At 66.2% G+C, this 19,085-nt stretch carries 17 protein-coding genes; 11 read left to right on the forward strand and 6 right to left on the reverse strand.

Annotated elements, in window-relative coordinates:
• The first annotated feature begins 21 nt into the window (after positions 1-21).
• Positions 22-468 (forward strand): copper chaperone PCu(A)C, encoded by a 447-nt coding sequence (locus EZ304_RS15335; RefSeq protein ID WP_099554358.1) that lies wholly within the window; start codon positions 22-24, stop codon positions 466-468.
• Positions 469-623: 155 nt separating this feature from the next.
• Here the strand turns inward: EZ304_RS15335 and EZ304_RS15340 are convergent, their stop codons facing one another.
• The 3 genes from EZ304_RS15340 to uvrA form a co-directional block, all read right to left on the reverse strand.
• On the reverse strand, positions 624-1,349 hold the full coding sequence (locus EZ304_RS15340; RefSeq protein WP_142807504.1) for an enolase: 726 nt from the start codon (positions 1,347-1,349) through the stop codon (positions 624-626).
• 97 nt (positions 1,350-1,446) lie between these two features.
• Positions 1,447-1,854, reverse strand: a complete 408-nt coding sequence (locus EZ304_RS15345; protein ID WP_142807505.1) for an acyl-CoA thioesterase — start codon at positions 1,852-1,854, stop codon at positions 1,447-1,449.
• Entirely contained in the window at positions 1,854-4,856 is a 3,003-nt protein-coding gene (gene uvrA / locus EZ304_RS15350; RefSeq protein ID WP_142807506.1) for an excinuclease ABC subunit UvrA, read from the reverse strand. The genes EZ304_RS15345 and uvrA overlap by 1 nt, the downstream gene beginning before the upstream one ends.
• A 317-nt stretch (positions 4,857-5,173) precedes the next feature.
• On the opposite strand from uvrA, the gene rplU reads away from it, so the two are divergent.
• The 3 genes from rplU to cgtA all read left to right on the forward strand — a co-directional run bounded on the left by rplU (position 5,174) and on the right by cgtA (position 7,010).
• A complete protein-coding gene (gene rplU / locus EZ304_RS15355) occupies positions 5,174-5,482 on the forward strand; it encodes a 50S ribosomal protein L21 (RefSeq protein WP_005408557.1) in 309 nt (102 codons plus the stop codon).
• A gap of 18 nt (positions 5,483-5,500) precedes the next feature.
• A complete protein-coding gene (gene rpmA / locus EZ304_RS15360) occupies positions 5,501-5,764 on the forward strand; it encodes a 50S ribosomal protein L27 (protein ID WP_005415704.1) in 264 nt (87 codons plus the stop codon).
• 193 nt (positions 5,765-5,957) lie between these two features.
• A complete protein-coding gene (gene cgtA / locus EZ304_RS15365; RefSeq protein ID WP_006424789.1) occupies positions 5,958-7,010 on the forward strand; it encodes an Obg family GTPase CgtA in 1,053 nt (350 codons plus the stop codon).
• A 172-nt stretch (positions 7,011-7,182) separates the two neighbouring features.
• On the opposite strand, the gene rpsT is transcribed toward cgtA, so the two are convergent.
• Positions 7,183-7,452: a 30S ribosomal protein S20 gene (rpsT, locus tag EZ304_RS15370; protein WP_005408560.1), complete on the reverse strand. Its 270-nt coding sequence runs from the start codon at positions 7,450-7,452 to the stop codon at positions 7,183-7,185.
• Between the two features lie 117 nt (positions 7,453-7,569).
• On the opposite strand from rpsT, the gene murJ reads away from it, so the two are divergent.
• The 7 genes from murJ (at position 7,570) to EZ304_RS15405 (ending at position 17,345) form a co-directional block, all read left to right on the forward strand.
• On the forward strand, positions 7,570-9,174 hold the full coding sequence (gene murJ, locus EZ304_RS15375) for a murein biosynthesis integral membrane protein MurJ (RefSeq protein WP_099554364.1): 1,605 nt from the start codon (positions 7,570-7,572) through the stop codon (positions 9,172-9,174).
• Between the two features lie 75 nt (positions 9,175-9,249).
• Positions 9,250-10,197 carry a bifunctional riboflavin kinase/FAD synthetase gene (locus EZ304_RS15380; protein WP_142807507.1) on the forward strand — a complete coding sequence of 316 codons (948 nt, stop codon included), beginning with the start codon at positions 9,250-9,252 and terminating at the stop codon, positions 10,195-10,197.
• Positions 10,194-13,025, forward strand: coding sequence for an isoleucine--tRNA ligase (gene ileS / locus EZ304_RS15385; protein WP_142807508.1), 2,832 nt, complete (start codon positions 10,194-10,196; stop codon positions 13,023-13,025). The genes EZ304_RS15380 and ileS overlap by 4 nt, the downstream gene beginning before the upstream one ends.
• Positions 13,025-13,549, forward strand: a complete 525-nt coding sequence (lspA, locus tag EZ304_RS15390; protein WP_099554370.1) for a signal peptidase II — start codon at positions 13,025-13,027, stop codon at positions 13,547-13,549. The genes ileS and lspA overlap by 1 nt, the downstream gene beginning before the upstream one ends.
• A 27-nt stretch (positions 13,550-13,576) precedes the next feature.
• Positions 13,577-14,527: a 4-hydroxy-3-methylbut-2-enyl diphosphate reductase gene (ispH, locus tag EZ304_RS15395; RefSeq protein ID WP_049428543.1), complete on the forward strand. Its 951-nt coding sequence runs from the start codon at positions 13,577-13,579 to the stop codon at positions 14,525-14,527.
• Between the two features lie 242 nt (positions 14,528-14,769).
• Positions 14,770-16,653: a M61 family metallopeptidase gene (locus EZ304_RS15400; RefSeq protein ID WP_142807509.1), complete on the forward strand. Its 1,884-nt coding sequence runs from the start codon at positions 14,770-14,772 to the stop codon at positions 16,651-16,653.
• Entirely contained in the window at positions 16,650-17,345 is a 696-nt protein-coding gene (locus tag EZ304_RS15405; RefSeq protein WP_142807510.1) for a lysoplasmalogenase, read from the forward strand. Before EZ304_RS15400 ends, EZ304_RS15405 begins: the two co-directional genes overlap by 4 nt.
• 22 nt (positions 17,346-17,367) lie before the next feature.
• Here the strand turns inward: EZ304_RS15405 and EZ304_RS15410 are convergent, their stop codons facing one another.
• Both EZ304_RS15410 and EZ304_RS15415 read right to left on the reverse strand, forming a co-directional pair.
• Positions 17,368-18,087: a hypothetical protein gene (locus EZ304_RS15410; protein WP_142807511.1), complete on the reverse strand. Its 720-nt coding sequence runs from the start codon at positions 18,085-18,087 to the stop codon at positions 17,368-17,370.
• On the reverse strand, positions 18,084-19,040 hold the full coding sequence (locus EZ304_RS15415) for a hypothetical protein (RefSeq protein ID WP_142807512.1): 957 nt from the start codon (positions 19,038-19,040) through the stop codon (positions 18,084-18,086). The genes EZ304_RS15410 and EZ304_RS15415 overlap by 4 nt, the downstream gene beginning before the upstream one ends.
• Positions 19,041-19,085: the final 45 nt, after the last annotated feature.

Below are 19,085 nucleotides of genomic sequence, written 5' to 3' on the forward strand. Positions count from 1 at the left end.
TGCGAAGAAGGAACCTGGGCGATGATAACCAAACCATTCGTTGGCGTACTGTTGGTTCTGTGTGCGGCTGCAGCATCGGCCTCGGCCGCAGAACCGGCCTGCGTCACGGTGGAGCAGGGGTGGGCGCGGTTGCCACCGAATCCGGCAATGCCGATGACCGCTGGTTACGGCGTCATCCACAACGGCTGCAGCAAGGCGGTAGCGATCACCGGTGCGACCAGCAGCAGCTTTGATGATGTCTCGCTGCATGAGACCACGATTGTCGATGGGGTCAGTCGGATGCGCGCGATCGAGCGCCTGCCGCTGGCACCCGGCGCGCGTGCCGAGCTCAGGCCCGGTGGCCTGCACCTGATGCTGATGCAGGGCAAGGGCGCGCTGAAGGAGGGGCAGGCGGTGCCGTTGCGGCTGCAGCTGGAGGGCGGTGGTGAAGCCAGTGCGGCGTTGACGGTGCGCAAGGCCGCGCCGTAAGCGCGCGGGGAAACGGCACGCTGCTGCTGAAGCGAGGGGGTGGGATGGCTGCCGTAGCGTCGAGGACGCTCGGCGCGACCGAACTATCCGGTAGTGCCGGCCGCTGGCCGGCAGCGTGGTGAATGCCGGCCAGCGGCCGGCACTACCACGGTGGCTTACGACCAGTCGTACGAGAACAGCACCGTGCGGCTCACCGGTTCGTACAGCATGACGATCGCATCGGCACCGGTGGCGCACCAGTTGTAGCCAGCGACGTCGGCCACGGCAAAGAACTTGTTGCCATTGCGGGTGATGATCACCGTTTCGGCGTCGTCCGGGGCGTCGGGGTCATCGGCAGCCTCGGTGAAGCCAAGCTCGAAGGCGGCGGGAATTTCTGCAGTCTCGGTCCAGTTGCCGAAGCCGATCGGTCCCCCCAGCGTATCCAGGTAATCGCGCTCGCTGGCCTCACCTTTGCCATAGCGCGAGTAACAGGCGAGGCGACCGTGCGCGGCATGGTAGTCGCGGGCCTTGGCGTAGCTCTCACGCATCTGCGTGATGTGGTCCTGCGCGTCCTTGTCCTGCGCAGCGTCGCCGATGAAATAGCCCTCGTTGCCGAGGAAGCGCATCTCGTTGCCGGCAGTCAGCTCGAAGGCGATCCAGTTGGTGCCGGTGAAATCGTTGTGGTGCGCCTCGGTGGTCTCGCCGATGCAGCCGTCATACGGCTCGATCGGGCACAGCATCGTTGCCACCTGGCCGGCCAGTTCCGGGCGCAGCACACCCAGGTCGATCTTCAGCAGCGGCAGCAGGTGCTGACCGAGCCACGCCTGATCGGCAGGAAAGACATCGGCGGGGAAGGGGACCATGCCGGGCAGCAGGTCGCGCAGTTCGGTGTGGTGGATCATCTCAGTCCTTTGAATGGTGTCGGTAGTGCCGGCCGCTGGCCGGCAACCTCATTGCCGCCGAAGCGTGCCGACCAAGGTCGGCACCTACCAGGGCGCGTCAGGTAGAGGCGTTGCGGATCGCCTCCGGCAGCGGCGCGCTCTTGCCGGTCTGGGTGTCCATCCAGACCACCACGACGTTGCCATCCGAGTACAGCTTCGACTCGTCCTGCTGGTCGACGATGCGGTGGCCGATGGTCACGCTGCTGTTGCCCAGGCGCTCGACGAACAGCTCGACCAGGATGTCGTTGGGCCACACGATAGGCAGCCGGTAGTTGACGTTGGTCGCGGCCACCACCGGTGCGATGCGGTCGGTCATCGACACGCCTTCCACGCCCAGCATCCAGCGCACGCGCGCTTCTTCCAGGTAGGAAATGTACTTGGCGTTGTTGACGTGGCCCATGCTGTCCATGTCACGCCAGCGCACGCTGATCGGGATGCGGGCCAGGATCTTGTGTTCGCTGCTCATCAGGCGTCCTTCTTCTTCTTGCTGGCCGTGGCGGTCTTGCTGGCCTTGCCGGTACTCGTGGCGGCCACGGCCTTCTTCGTCGCCTTGGCGGGCTTTTCAGGCTTCACCTTGCGCGGCGGGCGGGCGTCGGGCTTGTTGGCCACGGCGGCCGGCTGGTCCGGGCGCGCGCTGGTGGAGGGCAGCATGCGGGCCAGGAACTGGCCGGTGTACGACTGCGGGCAGGCTGCCACATCTTCCGGCGTGCCGGTCACCAGGATGGTGCCACCGCGATGGCCACCTTCCGGGCCCAGGTCGACGATCCAGTCGGCGGTCTTGATCACGTCCAGGTTGTGCTCGATCACCACCACCGTGTTGCCCTCGTCGCGCAGCTTGTGCAGCACGCCCAGCAGCGCTTCGATGTCGTGGAAGTGCAGGCCGGTGGTCGGCTCGTCGAGGATGTACAGGGTCCGGCCGGTATCGCGGCGCGACAGTTCCTTGGACAGCTTCACGCGCTGCGCCTCGCCACCGGACAGCGTGGTCGCGCTCTGGCCCAGCTTGATGTAGCTCAGGCCTACGTCCACCAGCGTTTCCAGCTTGCGGGCGATCGACGGCACCGGTTCGAACAGCCTCAGCGCATCTTCGACGGTCATTTCCAGCACGTCGTTGATGTTGAAGCCCTTGTACAGGATCTCCAGCGTCTCGCGGTTGTAGCGCTTGCCGTGGCAGACATCGCACGGCACGTACACGTCGGGCAGGAAGTGCATCTCGACCTTGATCAGGCCGTCGCCCTGGCAGGCCTCACAACGGCCGCCACGCACGTTGAAGCTGAAGCGGCCCGGCGAATAGCCGCGCGCACGTGCTTCGGGCACCTGCGCGAACAGCTCGCGCAACGGGGTGAACAGGCCGGTGTAGGTGGCCGGGTTCGAACGTGGGGTGCGGCCGATCGGCGACTGGTCGATGTCCACCACCTTGTCGAACAGGTCCAGGCCATCGATCTCCTTGTAAGGGGCGATCGGGTGCGAGGCACCGTTGATCTCGTTGGCCGCCAGCGAGAACAGGGTGTCGTTGATCAGGGTCGACTTGCCCGAGCCGGACACGCCGGTCACGCAGGTCAGCAGGCCCGACGGAATCGCCAGGTCCACGCCCTTCAGGTTGTTGCCGCTGGCCCCGCGCAGGTGCAGGGTCATCTTCGGGTTCGGCTTGTGCCGGCGCGCCGGAATCTCGATCGCGCGTTTGCCCGACAGGTACTGGCCGGTCAGCGAGCGTGGTGCCTCCAGGATGTCCTGCAGGGTGCCCTGGCCGACGATCTCGCCGCCATGCACGCCCGCCCCCGGGCCGATGTCCAGCACGTAGTCGGCCAGGCGGATCGCATCCTCGTCATGCTCGACCACAATGACCGTGTTGCCGAGGTCACGCAGGCGGGTGAGGGTACCGAGCAGGCGTTCGTTGTCGCGCTGGTGCAGGCCGATGGACGGCTCGTCGAGCACGTACATCACGCCGACCAGGCCGGCGCCGATCTGGCTGGCCAGGCGGATGCGCTGTGCCTCGCCACCGGACAGGGTGTCGGCCTTGCGTTCCAGGGTCAGGTAATCCAGGCCGACATCGACCAGGAAGCCGAGGCGTTCGCCGATTTCCTTGACGATCTTCGAGGCGATTTCGCCTCGCCAGCCCGGCAGGCTCAGTTCGCTGAAGAACTTCAGCGCCTCGTCGATCGGCAGCACCACCAGGTCCGGCAGCGGGCGATCGGCCACGAACACGTTGCGCGCGGCCTTGTTGAGGCGGGCGCCATGGCATTCCGGGCACGGCTGTTCGCTGATGTACTTGGACAGCTCCTCGCGCACCGCCGGCGATTCGGTTTCCTTGTAGCGGCGTTCGAGGTTGGGAATGATGCCCTCGAAGCGGTGCTTGCGCTGGGTGCGGCCACCGGCTTCGGTAAAGTAGGTGAAGGTGATCGCCTCATCGCCGCTGCCGTACAGCACGGCCTGCTGCACGTTCTCCGGCAGCGAGTTCCACGCCGCGTCGACGTCGAACCTGTAGTGCTTGGCCAGCGAGGCGATCAGCTGGAAGTAGTAGGCGTTGCGGCGGTCCCAGCCGCGCACCGCACCGGCGGCCAGCGACAGCTCGGGGTGCACCACCACGCGTGAGGGATCGAAGAATTCGGCCATGCCCAGGCCATCGCAGCCGGGGCAGGCGCCCATCGGTGCGTTGAACGAGAACAGGCGTGGTTCCAGTTCCGGCAGCGAGTAATCGCAGACCGGGCAGGAATACTTGGAAGAGAACAGCGTCGGCGCGGTCTCGGCGTTGTCCAGGCTCTGCACCGAGGCCATGCCGTCGCCCAGTTTCAGCGCGGTCTCGAAGCTCTCGGCCAGGCGCTGCTTGATGTCCTCGCGCGGGCGGAAGCGGTCGATCACCGCCTCGATGGTGTGCTTCTGGCGCAGCGCCAGCGGCGGCACCGCGTCGATTTCATGCAGCTCGCCGTCCACGCGCACGCGCACGAAGCCCTGCGCGCGCAGCTGATCGAACACCTGGGCATGTTCGCCCTTGCGGTCGCGGATGACCGGCGCCAGCAGCATGTAGCGCTGTTCCGGGTCCAGGGTCAGCACCTGGTCGACCATCTGGCTGACCGTCTGCGCCTCCAGCGGGTAACCGTGGTCCGGGCAGCGCGGAGTGCCGACGCGGGCGTACAGCAGGCGCAGGTAGTCGTAGATCTCGGTGATCGTGCCGACCGTCGAACGCGGGTTGTGCGAGGTCGACTTCTGCTCGATCGAGATGGCCGGGGACAGGCCCTCGATGTGGTCCAGGTCCGGCTTTTCCATCACGCTCAGGAACTGGCGTGCATAGGCCGACAGCGACTCGACGTAGCGGCGCTGGCCTTCTGCATAGATGGTGTCGAACGCCAGCGAGGACTTGCCCGAGCCGGACAGGCCGGTGATCACGATCAGCTTGTCGCGGGGCAGGTCGAGGTCGAGGTTCTTCAGGTTGTGCGTCCGCGCGCCGCGGATGCGGATGAAATCCATCGCCATGGGGGATCCGGTTGTGGGGGCGTTGGCTGGGTGCCGGGCCAGCAGGGAACGGCAATCGGTCAGCCTACCGAGGTGACCAGATGGGGGCAATGGGCGACAATGCCAGCCCGGTGTCTCACCTTGTGAGACAGGCCGTCAGGCAGGGGTCAGATCCCTTTTCACAGTGTGAAAAGGGATCTGACCCCGTTCCGACCGGGCCTCCCGGACCGTTCAGGGGTTGACTTGACCCACGCGCGCTGATCTGCGTACAATCCCGCTCCTGTCCGCCCTCGATGGCGGCAGCTCAGACCACAATAACTACAGAGGAAGGCCTGGTCATGTACGCAGTACTGGTCACCGGCGGTAAGCAATACCGCGTGGCGCAGGGCGAAAAGCTCCGCATTGAAAAGCTCGAAGTCGAAGTCGGCAGCGAGATCAAGTTTGACAACATCCTGATGCTGGGTGACAGCGACGGCGTGAAGCTGGGCGATGCGCTGAAGGGCGCTGCCGTCACCGCCAAGGTCCTGTCCCAGGGTCGTGCTGACAAGGTCCGGATCATCAAGTTCCGTCGCCGCAAGCACCACATGAAGCGTCAGGGTCACCGTCAGTACTACACCGAAATCGAGATCACCGGCATCGCCGGCTAAGCATCAGGAGAAGCAGTCATGGCACATAAAAAGGGCGTAGGCTCCTCGCGCAACGGTCGCGACTCCAACCCGAAGTACCTGGGCGTCAAGATCTTCGGCGGCCAGGCCATCGAAGCCGGCAACATCATCGTGCGTCAGCGCGGCACCCAGTTCCACCCGGGTTCGGGCGTTGGCCTGGGCCGTGACCACACCCTGTTCGCCCTCGTGGACGGCAAGGTGGAGTTCTCGGTCAAGGGCGCCAAGAAGCGTCGTACCGTCAGCATCGTCTCGGCCGACGCCTGATCCAGGCATCGCCGGCGCCCATGCCTTGGCATGGCCGTGCTGGATGAAGAGCACGCTGCATGGAGAGCCCCGCTTCGGCGGGGCTTTTCGTTAGAGTGAACGCAAGACCGGCCATGCCGGGTTGCCGGCCCGCGGCCGGCATGACATTCAAGGCGGCGGCCCGCAGGCCGCGCCCATCGCAGGCATCGAAACAATGAAACTGGTAGACGAAGCAGAAATCGAAGTGTTCGCCGGCAACGGCGGCAACGGCTGCATTGGCTTCCGTCGCGAGAAGTTCATTCCGCTCGGCGGCCCGGACGGCGGCGACGGCGGTGCGGGCGGCAGCGTGTACATCCGCGCCGACGAGAACCTGAACACCCTGGTCGACTTCCGCCATGACCGCATCTTCAAGGCGCAGCGCGGCGAGAACGGCATGGGCCGCCAGGCCTATGGCAAGGGTGGCGAAGACCTGACCATCACCGTGCCGGTCGGCACCGTGGTGATCAACGTTGCCACCGATGAAGTCATCGGCGACCTGACCCAGCACAACGACCGCCTGCTGGTGGCCAAGGGCGGCCGTGGTGGCCTGGGCAACATGCACTTCAAGAGCTCGACCAACCGCTCGCCGCGCCAGGCGCTGCCGGGCGAGCCGGGCGAAGAGCGCACGCTGAAGCTGGAGCTGAAGCTGCTGGCCGACGTCGGCCTGCTGGGCTTCCCCAACGCCGGCAAGAGCACCCTGATCCGCGCCGTTTCTGCGGCGACGCCGAAGGTGGCTGATTACCCGTTCACCACGCTGTACCCGAACCTGGGTGTGGTGAAGGTGGAGAACTACCGCAGCTTCGTGATCGCCGATATTCCGGGCCTGATCGAGGGCGCGGCCGACGGTGCCGGCCTGGGCGCACAGTTCCTGCGCCACCTGCAGCGCACCCGCTTGCTGCTGCACCTGGTGGACATCTCGCCGATGGAAGGTGGCGTGGAAGGTATTTCCCCGGTTGAGCAGGTGCGTGCGATCGAACGCGAACTGGAAAAGCACGATCCGGAACTGCTGAACAAGCCGCGCTGGCTGGTGCTGAACAAGGCTGACCTGATGTTCGAGGACGAGGCCAAGGCCGCCGCCGAGCAGATCGTCGCCGAGCTGGGCTGGAAGGAGCCGTGGTTCCTGGTTTCCGCGCTGGGCCGCGAAGGGACCTTCCCGATCATGAGCCGGATCATGGCCTTCTTCGATCGCCAGAAGGAAGACGAACTGGAAGCCCGCAACGCGCAGTGATGCCGCTGTGGTTCCGCACGAAAAACCCGGCTTCGGCCGGGTTTTTCATCTTCCGGTAGCGCCGGCCGCGCGGACCCCGTGGATCGCCCGGATCGCAGGCAACAAAAAACCCGGCCGGGGCCGGGCTTTTGTCTGCTGCCCGCGCCCCGAAGGGCAGGGCGGCAACGCCGTATCAGGCGGCCTTGAGGGCCTTGATGCGGTCGTTCAGGCGGCTCTTGTGGCGAGCAGCCTTGTTCTTGTGGATCAGGCCACGCGCGCTGAAGCGATCCAGGATCGGCTGGGCAACGGCGAAGGCGGCTTCGGCGCCGGCGGCATCGTTGGCGTCCAGCGCCTTGATCACTTTCTTGACAGCGGTGCGCAGCATCGAGCGCTGAGCCACGTTGCGCGCGTTGCGCACGACGGTCTGCTTGGCGCGCTTCTTGGCGGACTTGATATTGGCCACGGTGGTGGTTTCCTGAAAAAATCGGTGTTATGGGAACAGCAAGCTAGCTAGTATGATGGCGTAAGAAATGCACGTCAAGTCGATTGTCAAGAGGGACGCTGAGTGAGTTCACCCAAGTTGTTGCGGGGCCTGCTGTCGTTCAGCAGCATGACCATGGTCTCGCGCGTTCTCGGACTTGTCCGGGACTTCGTGGTGACCACCACGTTCGGCACCAACGCCATCACTGATGCTTTCTGGGTCGCCTTCAGGGTACCCAATTTCCTGCGCCGGTTGTTCGCCGAAGGGTCTTTCGCCACCGCTTTCGTGCCGGTGTTCACGGAAGTGAAGGAAACCCGCAGCCACGCCGAGCTGCGCGAACTGATGGCCCGGACCGCCGGCACCCTGGGTGGGGTGCTGATGCTGGTCACCGCGCTGGCGCTGATCTTCGCGCCGCAGCTGGCCTCGGTCTTCTCAAGCGGCGTTGATACCGACCCGGTCAAGCAGGGCCTGCTGGTCGACCTGTTCCGCCTGACCTTCCCGTTCCTGCTGTTCGTCTCGCTCACCGCCCTGGCCGGCGGCGCGCTGAACAGCTTCCAGCGCTTTGCCATGCCGGCGCTGACCCCGGTCATCCTCAATCTGTGCATGATCGCCGGTGCGCTTTGGCTGGCCCCGCGGCTGGGCGGCACTCCAGAGAAGCAGATCCTGGCGCTGGGCTGGGCGGTGCTGGCTGCCGGCCTCCTGCAGCTGCTGTTCCAGCTGCCCTCGCTGAAGGGCATCAACCTGCTGACCCTGCCGCGCTGGGGGTGGAGCCATCCGGGTGTGCGCAAGGTGATGACGCTGATGGTGCCGACCCTGTTCGGTTCCTCGGTGGCGCAGATCAACCTGCTGCTGGATACGGTGATCGCGGCCAAGCTGACCGACGGCTCGCAGTCCTGGCTGTCGCTGGCCGACCGCTTCCTGGAGCTGCCGCTGGGCGTGTTCGGCGTGGCGCTGGGCACGGTGATCCTGCCGGCGCTGGCCCGTCACCACGTCAGCACCGACCGCGAGGGCTTCTCGCGCTCGCTGGACTGGGGCCTGCGCATGACCCTGCTGATCTCGGTGCCGGCGATGCTGGGCCTGCTGCTGCTGGCCGAGCCGCTGATCGCCACCATCTTCCAGCACGGCCAGTTCAGTGCCTTCGATACCCGCATGACCGCGCTGTCGGTGTACGGCCTGAGCTTCGGCCTGCCGGCGTTCGCCTTGCTGAAGGTGGTGTTGCCCGCTTTCTACGCCCGGCAGGACACCAAGACCCCGGTGCGCGCCGGTGTGGCCGCGCTGGTGGCCAACATGGTGTTCAACTTCGCCCTGCTGGCGGTGCTGTACCAGGTAATGGTGCCGGACGAACTGAAAGCGCAGGGCGTGATGGCGGCCATCGGCAAGCAGCCCGGCCTGCATCTGGCGCTGGGCATTGCCAGCGCATTGTCCAGTTACCTGAATCTGGGCCTGCTGTGGTACTGGCTGGGCAAGACCGATGTCTACCAGCGCCGACCGGGGTGGGGCGGCTATCTGCTGCGCCTGCTGCTGGCCTGCGTGGCCATGGTCGCCGCGCTGCTGGCCCTGCTGCACTGGCTGCCGGCGTTCTCGGCGATGGGCGTGTGGGAGCGGATCGGCAGCCTGTCGCTGCTGGTCGGCGGCGGTGGTGCGACCTACGCGGTGGCCATGCTGGCGATGGGCTTCCGCCCGCGCGACCTGCGCGGGCATTGATCGCGGCCCGTGGCGGCTATACTTCAGGGTTACACCATTGAAGCGGCGGCCCCGGTCGGGCCGGAACGAGAGTTGATGAGCAGGCTGTTCAGAAGCGTCGAGGGCGGGGAGCTGTTCCCCAACGGAAGCGTGGTCTGTATCGGTGCATTCGACGGCCTCCACCTGGGCCATCGTGCGCTGGTGCGCCATGCGGTTGCCCGCGCGCGCGCCTTGGGCGTGGCCGCCGTGGCCGTGGCCTTCGAGCCGTTGCCGCGTGAATTCTTCGCCCAGGGCACGCCGCCGCCGCGGCTGACCCTGGCGCGCAGCAAGGTCGAGATCCTGCGCGAGCTGGGCGTCGATGCGGTCGGCCTGCTGCGCTTCGACGCGGCAATGGCAGCGATGCCGGCCGAGACCTTCGTACGCCAGCTGCTTGTGCAGCGCCTGAACGCCCGCGAAGTCTGGATCGGCCCGGAGTTCTGCTTCGGCAACCGCCGCCGTGGCGACCTGGCCCTGCTGCAGGCGATGGGCGCCGAGCTGGGGTTCAGCGCCGGCGAAATCGAAGCGGTCGACCTGCATGGCGAACGCATTTCCAGCACCCGCATCCGCCAGCTGCTGCAGGAGGGCGACTTCGCCCGTGCCAACGACCTGCTCGGCCGTCCGTACGCGATCAGCGGCCGGGTGGTGCGCGGGCGCCAGCTCGGCCGTACGCTGGGCTTCCCTACTGCCAACCTGCGCTTCCCGAAGACGCCGGCGCTGTCGGGCATCTACGCGACCTGGGTGCACGGCGTGTTCGACCAGCCGTGGCCGTCGGTCTCCAGCTTCGGCACGCGGCCGACGGTGGAGGGCGTGGAGCCGCTGCTGGAAGCCCACCTGTTCGATTTCCAGGGCGACCTGTACGGGCGCCACATCGACGTGGAGTTCGTCACCAAGCTGCGCGACGAAGAGAAATTCAATGATCTGGCGGCCCTGACCGACCAGATGCACCGCGACGCCGAACAGGCGCGCGCCATCCTTTCCGAACATAGATTGCGAGCCACTGCGTGAGCCAGGACTACAAGACCACCCTGAACCTGCCAGCCACCGAATTCCCGATGCGCGGCGACCTGCCCAAGCGCGAGCCGGGCATTCTGGCGCAGTGGGAGGCGCAGGGGCTCTACCAGCAGCTGCGCGACAACGCCGCCGGCCGCCCGCTGTTCGTGCTGCATGACGGCCCGCCGTACGCCAACGGCCGCATCCACCTGGGCCACGCGGTCAACAAGATCCTGAAGGACATCATCGTCAAGTCGCGCTACCTGGCCGGCTTCGATGCGCCCTACGTGCCGGGCTGGGATTGCCATGGCCTGCCGATCGAGATCGCGGTCGAAAAGAAGTGGGGCAAGGTCGGCACCAAGCTCGACGCCGTTGAATTCCGCCAGAAGTGCCGCGAGTTCGCCGAAGAGCAGATCAACATCCAGCGCGTGGACTTCAAGCGCCTGGGCGTGACCGGTGACTGGGACAACCCGTACAAGACCCTGAGCTTCGACTTCGAAGCCAACGAGATCCGCGCGCTGGCCAAGGTCGTGGCCAACGGCCACCTGGTCCGCGGCGCCAAGCCGGTGTACTGGTGCTTCGACTGTGGTTCGGCGCTGGCCGAAGCCGAGATCGAGTACCAGGAAAAGGAATCGCCGGCGATCGACGTGGCCTACGCCGCGCGCGATGCGCAGGCTGTGGCCCAGGCTTTCGGCGTGAGCCTGCCGGGCGACGTGGAAGTGGCCGTGCCGATCTGGACCACCACCCCATGGACGCTGCCGGCCTCGCTGGCGGTGTCGCTGGGTGCGGAGATCAACTACGTGCTGGCCGAAGGCCCGGCCCACAACGGCAAGCGCCGCTGGCTGGTGCTGGCTGCCGCGCTGGCCGAGCGCGCACTGCAGCGCTACGGTGTCGAGAACGTGGTGCTGCACGGTGAAACCACCGGCGCGGCGCTGGAAAACCAGCTGCTGGCGCACCCGTTCTATCCGGAGCGCGAGATCCTGGTGCTCAACGGCGACCACGTGTCCGACGAGGACGGTACCGGTGCGGTGCACACTGCCCCCGGCCATGGCCAGGAAGACTTCGTGGTCAGCCAGAAGTACGGCCTGCTGGACAAGTACAACGCCGGTCAGGTCACGCCGATCGACGGCCGTGGCGTGTACCTGGAATCGACCCCGCCGGCCGGTGACGTTGTGCTGGCCGGCCAGCACCTGTGGAAGGCGCAGGACGCCATCGTCGGCGTGCTGCGCGACAACGGCGCGCTGCTGGCGTTCCACCCGATCCGCCACAGCTACCCCCACTGCTGGCGCCACAAGACGCCGGTGGTGTTCCGCGCCACCCCGCAGTGGTTCATCTCGATGGACAAGGCCAACCTGCGTAGCGATGCGCTGGCCGCCATCGACACCGTCGGCTGGTTCCCGAGCTGGGGCAAGGCGCGCATCCAGAGCATGGTCGACGGTCGCCCGGACTGGACGATCTCGCGCCAGCGCACCTGGGGCGTGCCGATCGCACTGTTCACCCATCGCCAGACCGGCGAGATCCATCCGCGCTCGGTGGAGCTGATGCAGCAGGTCGCCGACCGCGTCGAAGCCGAGGGCATCGACGTGTGGTACTCGCTGGACGCCGCCGAACTGCTGGGCGCCGAAGCCGCCGACTACGAGAAGGTCACCGACATCCTCGATGTCTGGTTCGATTCGGGCGTGACCCATGAAGGCGTGCTCGCCGCGCGTGGCTTCGGCAAGCCGGCCGACCTGTACCTGGAAGGCTCCGACCAGCACCGCGGCTGGTTCCAGTCCTCGCTGCTGACCGGCGTGGCGATCGACAAGCGCGCGCCGTACAAGCAGTGCCTGACCCACGGCTTCACCGTGGACGAGCACGGCCGCAAGATGTCCAAGTCGCTGGGCAACGGCATCGAGCCGCAGGACATCATGAACAAGCTGGGCGCGGACATCCTGCGCCTGTGGATCGCCTCGGCCGACTACAGCAACGAGATGTCGCTGTCGCAGGAGATCCTCAAGCGCAACGCCGACGCCTACCGTCGCCTGCGCAACACCGCGCGCTTCCTGCTCGGCAACCTGGACGGCTTCGATCCGGCCCAGCACCTGCGCCCGCTCGACCAGATGGTCGCGCTGGACCGTTGGATCGTGCATCGCGCGTGGGAGCTGCAGGAGAAGATCAAGGCCGCCTACGACGGCTACAACATGGCCGAGATCGTGCAGCTGCTGCTGAACTTCTGCAGCGTGGACCTGGGCTCGCTGTACCTGGACGTGACCAAGGACCGCCTGTACACGATGCCGACCGATTCGCACGGTCGCCGTTCGGCACAGAGCGCGATGTACCACATCGCCGAAGCGTTCACCCGCTGGGTTGCGCCGATCCTGACCTTCACCGCCGACGAGCTGTGGGGCTACCTGCCGGGCGAACGCGCCGGCCACGTGCTGTTCACCACCTGGTACGACGGCCTGGCGCCGCTGCCGGCCGATGCCCAGCTCAACGCCACCGACTTCGACCAGCTGCTGGCCGTGCGTGAGCAGGTGGCCAAGGTGCTCGAGCCGATGCGTGCCAACGGCGCGATCGGTGCCGCACTGGAAGCGGAGATCACCATCGCTGCCAGCGAAGAGCAGGCAGCGCGCTGGCAGCCGCTGGCCGATGAACTGCGTTTCCTGTTCATCAGCGGCGACGTGCAGGTGCGCCCGGCGACCACCGACGAGGTGTTCGTCAGCGCCCAGCCGACCACCAAGGCCAAGTGCGTGCGCTGCTGGCACCACCGTGCCGATGTCGGCAGCAACGCCGACCATCCGGAACTGTGTGGCCGCTGCGTGAGCAACATCACCGGCGCCGGTGAAGTGCGGAGCTGGTTCTGATGGCCGCGCCCCGTCCGCACCCGAACGCCCTGGTCTGGCTGCTGCTGTCGGCGGCCATCATCGGGCTGGACCAGTGGTCCAAGGCCTGGGTCCTGTCGAGCCTGCCGGAGTTCCAGCCGGTGGTTGTGATCGACGGCTTCTGGAACTGGTACCGCACCTACAACACCGGTGCGGCGTTCAGTTTCCTGAGCGACGCTGGTGGCTGGCAGAAGCACTTCTTCACCGTGCTGGCGATCGTCATCAGCGGCCTGATGGCCTGGTGGCTGCGCGGCACTGCCCGTGGCAACTGGAAGGCGGCCGTGCCGTATGCGCTGATCATCGGCGGCGCGATCGGCAACGTGATCGACCGCCAGGTGCATGGTCATGTGGTCGATTTCATCCAGTGGTACGTGGGCAGCTACACCTGGCCCTCGTTCAACATCGCCGATTCGGCCATCGTGGTCGGTGCCATCGGCATCGCCCTGTTTGGCCTGTTCGAAGGCAAGTCCGCCAAAAAGGCGGATAATGCCAACCCGAAACCGTAAGCCGGCCGCTGCCGGGAGATTGAACTGATGGATGTGCTGCTCGCCAACCCGCGTGGTTTCTGTGCCGGTGTCGATCGTGCGATCGAGATCGTCAAGCGCGCGATCGAAACGCTGGGCGCGCCCATCTACGTCCGCCATGAAGTGGTGCACAACCGCTTCGTGGTGGACGACCTGAAGCAGCGCGGTGCGATCTTCGTCGAGGAACTGGACGAAGTGCCGGACAACAACACGGTCATCTTCAGCGCACACGGCGTCTCCCAGGCCGTGCGCCAGGAAGCCGAACGCCGCGGCCTGAAGGTGTTCGACGCCACCTGCCCGCTGGTGACCAAGGTCCACTTCGAAGTCGCCCGCCACTGCCGTGCCGGCCGTGACGTGGTGCTGATCGGCCACGCCGGTCACCCGGAAGTGGAAGGCACCATGGGCCAGTGGAACCGCGAAGCCGGTACGGGCCAGATCTACCTGGTGGAGGACGTGGAGCAGGTTGCCACGCTGCACATCAACCAGCCGGAGAATTTCGCCTACACGACCCAGACCACGCTGTCGGTGGACGACACGCGCGGCATCATCGATGCGCTGCGTGAGCGCTTCCCGGCGATGCAGGGCCCGAAGAACGACGACATCTGCTACGCCACGCAGAACCGCCAGGACGCTGTGCGCGACCTGGCCAAGCGCTGCGATCTGGTGCTCGTGGTCGGTTCGCCGAACAGCTCCAATTCCAACCGCCTGAGCGAGCTGGCCCGTCGTGAAGGCGTGGAAAGCTACCTGATCGACGGTGCGCATGAAATCGACCCGGCATGGGTGGTGGGCAAGCAGCACATCGGCGTCACTGCCGGTGCCTCGGCACCGCAGGTACTGGTCGATGGCGTGCTGGCACGCCTGGCCGAGCTGGGTGCCAGCGGCGTGGGCGAGCTGGATGGCGAACCGGAATCGATGGTGTTCGCGCTGCCGAAGGAACTGCGCCTGCGTCTGGTCGACTGACCGGGAAGGCCTCATCCACGCATGGCGTGGATCTACTGAAACCGCTCTGGTGGGTGCGAACCTGCACACGGTGGGTGCAAACCAGCACAAGGTGGGTGCGAACCTGCACACCGTGGGTGCGAACCTTGGTTCGCACGCTTTCGGGCATGCGCGGATGGGCGCACCGCCCATGACCTTTGGCCATGGGGCGGGGCACTTTACAGGCCTAGCATCGGAAGATTCTCCGTTGTTGGATGCTGCCGATGAAGACCCGAGCCCTGGCCATGTCGTTGCTGTTCGCGCTGGCGGCCACGCCTGCACTTGCGCAGATCTCGCCACCGGCGGACGCGGCGGCTCCCGGCCTGCTGCGCATCGACGTGGACGCGCGCGACCTGGCCCGGCGCATCTTCAAGGTGACCGCCACCGTGCCGGCCAAGCCGGGCCCGATGACCCTGCTGTACCCGCAGTGGATTCCCGGCAACCATTCGCCCACCGGCCCGATCGACAAGCTGGCCGGCCTGCGCGTGACTGCCAACGGCAAACCGTTGGCCTGGCAGCGTGATCAGTTCAACGTCTATGCGTTCAAGGTGGACGTGCCCGAGGGCGTGAGCGAGATCGTCGCCCACTTCGATTTCCTGTCCTCGCAGGGCGGCAGCCAGGGCCGGGTGGTGATGACCCCGGAAATGCTCAACCTGCAGTGGAACGCCAACTCGTTGTATCCGGCCGGCGTCGATGCGCGCAACCTGCAGGCGCAGGCCAGCGTCACCCTGCCCAAGGGCTGGGCCTACGCCACCGCACTGGAAACCGCGCGCCGCGACGGCGATACCGTGGTGTTCAAGCCCATCTCCTACGACCACCTGGTCGACTCGCCGCTGTTTGCCGGTGAGCACCACCAGCGCATCGACCTCGACCCGGGCGCGAAAGTGCCGGTGCACCTCAACGTGTTCGCTGACGACGCCAAATCGTTGAAGCCGAGCGAGGCGCAGATCACGATGCATCGCGCGCTGGTGCAGCAGGCCGACAAGCTCTATGGCGCGCGTCACTACAACCACTATGAATTCCTGCTGGCGTTGACCGACCGCCTCGGCGGCATCGGCCTGGAGCATCACCGCTCCAGCGAGAACAGTGCCGACCCGGGCTATTTCACCGAGTGGGACAGCAATGCCTGGATGCGTGACCTGTTGCCGCACGAATACACCCATTCCTGGAACGGCAAGTACCGCCGTGGCGCCGACCTGGCCACCGCCAACTTCAACGTGCCGATGGGCGACAGCCTGCTGTGGGTGTACGAAGGCCAGACCCAGTTCTGGGGCCAGGTGCTGGCCGCACGCTCAGGCCTGTGGTCGACGGCGCAGGCGCGCGACATGCTGGCCAACGTGGCCGCGACCTATGACCGTGGTCGCCCGGGCCTTGCCTGGCGCCCGCTGCAGGACACCACCAACGACCCGACCATCGCCCAGCGCCGCACGTTGCCTTACCGCAACTACCAGATGAGCGAGGACTACTACTCCGGCGGCCAGATGCTGTGGCTGGAAGTGGAGGGCAAGCTGCGCGAACTGAGCGGCAACCGTCGCAGCCTGGACGACTTCGCAAGTGCATTCTTCGGCGTCGGCAATGGTGACTGGGACGTCAACCCGTACACCTTTGATGACGTGGTCGCGACCTTGAACGGCATCGCGCCGTATGACTGGGCCACGTTCCTGCGCGGGCGACTGGACGGGCACGGTTCGTTGACTGGCGGCCTGGAGCTGGCCGGCTGGAAGCTGGTCTACCGCGATACCCCGAACGACGCCTACAAGGCGCAGGAAAAGCGTGCCAAGGCGGCATTGCTGGCCTACTCGCTGGGTGCCACCGTGCTCGACAGCGGTTCGGTCGGTGATGTGATCTGGGACAGCCCGGCGTTCAACGCAGGGCTGGCGCCGGGCATGAAGGTGATCGCGGTTGGCGGCCGCGAATACAGCAGCCAGCGGCTGAAGGACGCGGTGGCTGAGGCAGCGAAGGACAAGGCGCCGATCGTGCTGCTGGTGAAGCAGTTCGACCGCATTGAAGCGATGAACATCGACTACCACGATGGCCTGCAGTACCCGGTGCTTGAGCGCATTGCCGGCAAGCCCGATCGCCTGGCGGAACTGTGGAAGGCACGATGAAAGTGCGCGCCCACGATGGCGTGATCCTGTTGATGGCGATCCTCGCCATCGTGGGCGCATTCCTGCACGGCGATGGGCGTTGGCTGCACTGGCTGGCCAAGCCGACCACCACGCTGCTGATCGCCGCCATCGCCTGGCGCGTGCATGATCCGGCGCAGCCGTTCTACCGCCGCGCAGTACTGGCCGGCATACTGCTGTCGTGCGTGGGCGATATCGCGCTGATGCTCCCGATCGACGCGTTCGTGCCGGGCCTGGTCGCGTTCCTGCTGGCCCACGTCTGCTACATCGTCGCCTTCCGCGCTGGCCTGCGTGCCGGTCGTGGCCTGGTTGGCGCCAGTGTGCTGCTGGGTGCCTTCGCCACGCTCAACGTGCTTGGCTTGTGGCCGTACCTGCCGGTGCCTATGCGCATCCCGGTGCTGGCCTACGTGGTGGTGCTGGCGTCGATGGCGGTGTTGGCGCTTGCACGCGCATGGGCGCGTCCTCAGGCGGCCGCACCGGAACCGTGCAGTGCACGCTGGGCGGCAACCGGTGCCGTGCTGTTCGTGGCCAGCGATTCATTGCTGGCCTGGGACCGCTTTGCCGGTGGCCTGCCGCTGGCCAGCCTGCTGGTGTTGTCCACCTACTACGCCGCGCAGTACGCCATCGCCCGCTCCGTAAAAGAGAAAATGGGGACGGAGGGGATTAAGTCGTAATTGCCTTGATGCCGATGGCGACTTAATTCCCTCCGTCCCCTTTTTTGACGCTGCGTGCGACGCCCCGTGCGTCGAACTGCAGGCGGGCCGATTCGCGGTCGCCGGCGACCTCGTCCGGCAGCCATGCCAGCCTGCCGGCCTTGCGGACGATTACGTAGACGTGGCCGACTTCCGAGGCCGGGTTCTGCAATGCGTTGCGTTGTTCCTGCAGTGCCTTGGCCACGCGTGGTACAGCATCGAAATCGATGTTGGCCAGCGGGGTGCTGCTGCGCTGCAGGCTGATGGTGGGTGCGAACTGCTGGGGGTTCACCGGGTTGCCCTTGCGCCACTGGCCACGTTCGAAGTGATAGCTGTCGACGTGACCCGGCTGTTGCGGATCGACCAGATCGAGGTTGATGCGGCCATCGTCGTAGAAGTGGATGCTGTGGAATACCGTCAGCCGGTGTCCGGACAATGCGGGCAACTGCTCCAGTGCCTGGCGTGCGCCCTGCAGGTATTCCGAATCGAACAGCCGGTTGCTGCGTTCGGGCATCAGGGTGGGCTGCAGTCCGGGTGCCGTTGCCAGTGAGTCGGCCTGCTCGCGCGGTGGCTGCGAGGCAAGTGGCCTTGGCGAAAGGTCGGGCCGCACCGGATGTCCCAGTGTCTCGGCGATGGTTCCCAATGCACCGCCGGCAACGGCCACGCCAGCCAGCGCCAGCAGCACCAGCGAAAACACCCGTCGGGTGGAAGGAGGCTGCTTCACACGCCCTCCAGGCGCACGTTGCCATGGTCATCCGGGTCGTACAGCAGGGTCACGTGTTCGCGCGGGATGTTGGCCAGGTCGATCAGTGGAATGAAGCGACGCACGCTGGCGCGCTGCATATCGCCGTCACGATCGGTGTACTCCACCTGGAACTCCACCTGCGGCTGCTCGTTGAGGTAGGTGCCGGTCTGGCGCACCTTCAGTACCCTGGCCTCCACGCCGATGCCGCGATACTTCAGCGCATCGCCGCGCGCATCAGCCTGCAAAAGGCGGCCGAGCAGGCGCAACCCCAATATGTACCCGCACAGCACCAGCGGGCACACCAGCAGCGGGTGGCCGAAGGACAGGAAGGTCCAGCCCAGGCCCTCGCTCTGCAGGCGGTAGGCCGCCACATAGGCGGCGGCCACCAGGACGATGCCGATCGCAGCGCCGATGCTTCGCCGCCACAGGCTGGCGACATTCAGTTCGGGCTGGGCACCGTCCAGCACGATGTTGGGGAATGCTCCGGGCGTCCGGCCCAGGCGCGCATCGATGTGCCTGCCCACCTCGAAGCGATGCAGCTGGGGTTTGCTGTCGACCACCAGCAGCTGTTCGCGGATCGGGGTGCCCGACAGATTCTGGAAGGACAACTGCAGTTTCCATTGCGCGAAGCCACGCACCTGCACGCCGGTCTGTTCGGCGTGTTCGATCAGCGCATCACGAGGTTCGCCATCGGCGAGGATCGAATGCACGCGATGCAGGGCGCGCGGTGGTCCGAGCAGCAGGGTATGCAGGAAGGCGAGCAGCAGGGCCAGCCATGCGCTCAGTGACAGGGCGAGCAGCAGCAGTGCCAGCCATGGTGCACTGCGGTCGACCAGGGCCACCGGCCACGAGGTGCCGAAATAGAGAATGCAGGGAAAAGGCAACGCGAAGAACAGCAGGAACGCGCCCCAGAACCAGAGATAGGCTTTCATGGGGGAGGTGGCGGGCCGGTGGAACAGGCCGCGTAGCGTACTACG

Source organism: Stenotrophomonas maltophilia (assembly GCF_006974125.1).
Taxonomy (GTDB): Bacteria; Pseudomonadota; Gammaproteobacteria; order Xanthomonadales; family Xanthomonadaceae; genus Stenotrophomonas; species Stenotrophomonas maltophilia_O.

What these genes read in the sequence shown, in the direction of transcription:
- EZ304_RS15345 (WP_142807505.1), bottom strand. Translation starts at nt 1,854, where the DNA reads ATGAGCAGCGAACACAAGATCCTGGCCCGCATCCCGATCAGCGTGCGC.
- rplU (WP_005408557.1), top strand. Translation starts at nt 5,174, where the DNA reads ATGTACGCAGTACTGGTCACCGGCGGTAAGCAATACCGCGTGGCGCAG.
- EZ304_RS15380 (WP_142807507.1), top strand. Translation starts at nt 9,250, where the DNA reads ATGAGCAGGCTGTTCAGAAGCGTCGAGGGCGGGGAGCTGTTCCCCAAC.
- rpmA (WP_005415704.1), top strand. Translation starts at nt 5,501, where the DNA reads ATGGCACATAAAAAGGGCGTAGGCTCCTCGCGCAACGGTCGCGACTCC.
- lspA (WP_099554370.1), top strand. Translation starts at nt 13,025, where the DNA reads ATGGCCGCGCCCCGTCCGCACCCGAACGCCCTGGTCTGGCTGCTGCTG.
- uvrA (WP_142807506.1), bottom strand. Translation starts at nt 4,856, where the DNA reads ATGGCGATGGATTTCATCCGCATCCGCGGCGCGCGGACGCACAACCTG.
- EZ304_RS15400 (WP_142807509.1), top strand. Translation starts at nt 14,770, where the DNA reads ATGAAGACCCGAGCCCTGGCCATGTCGTTGCTGTTCGCGCTGGCGGCC.
- ispH (WP_049428543.1), top strand. Translation starts at nt 13,577, where the DNA reads ATGGATGTGCTGCTCGCCAACCCGCGTGGTTTCTGTGCCGGTGTCGAT.
- cgtA (WP_006424789.1), top strand. Translation starts at nt 5,958, where the DNA reads ATGAAACTGGTAGACGAAGCAGAAATCGAAGTGTTCGCCGGCAACGGC.
- EZ304_RS15405 (WP_142807510.1), top strand. Translation starts at nt 16,650, where the DNA reads ATGAAAGTGCGCGCCCACGATGGCGTGATCCTGTTGATGGCGATCCTC.
- EZ304_RS15340 (WP_142807504.1), bottom strand. Translation starts at nt 1,349, where the DNA reads ATGATCCACCACACCGAACTGCGCGACCTGCTGCCCGGCATGGTCCCC.
- EZ304_RS15415 (WP_142807512.1), bottom strand. Translation starts at nt 19,040, where the DNA reads ATGAAAGCCTATCTCTGGTTCTGGGGCGCGTTCCTGCTGTTCTTCGCG.
- EZ304_RS15335 (WP_099554358.1), top strand. Translation starts at nt 22, where the DNA reads ATGATAACCAAACCATTCGTTGGCGTACTGTTGGTTCTGTGTGCGGCT.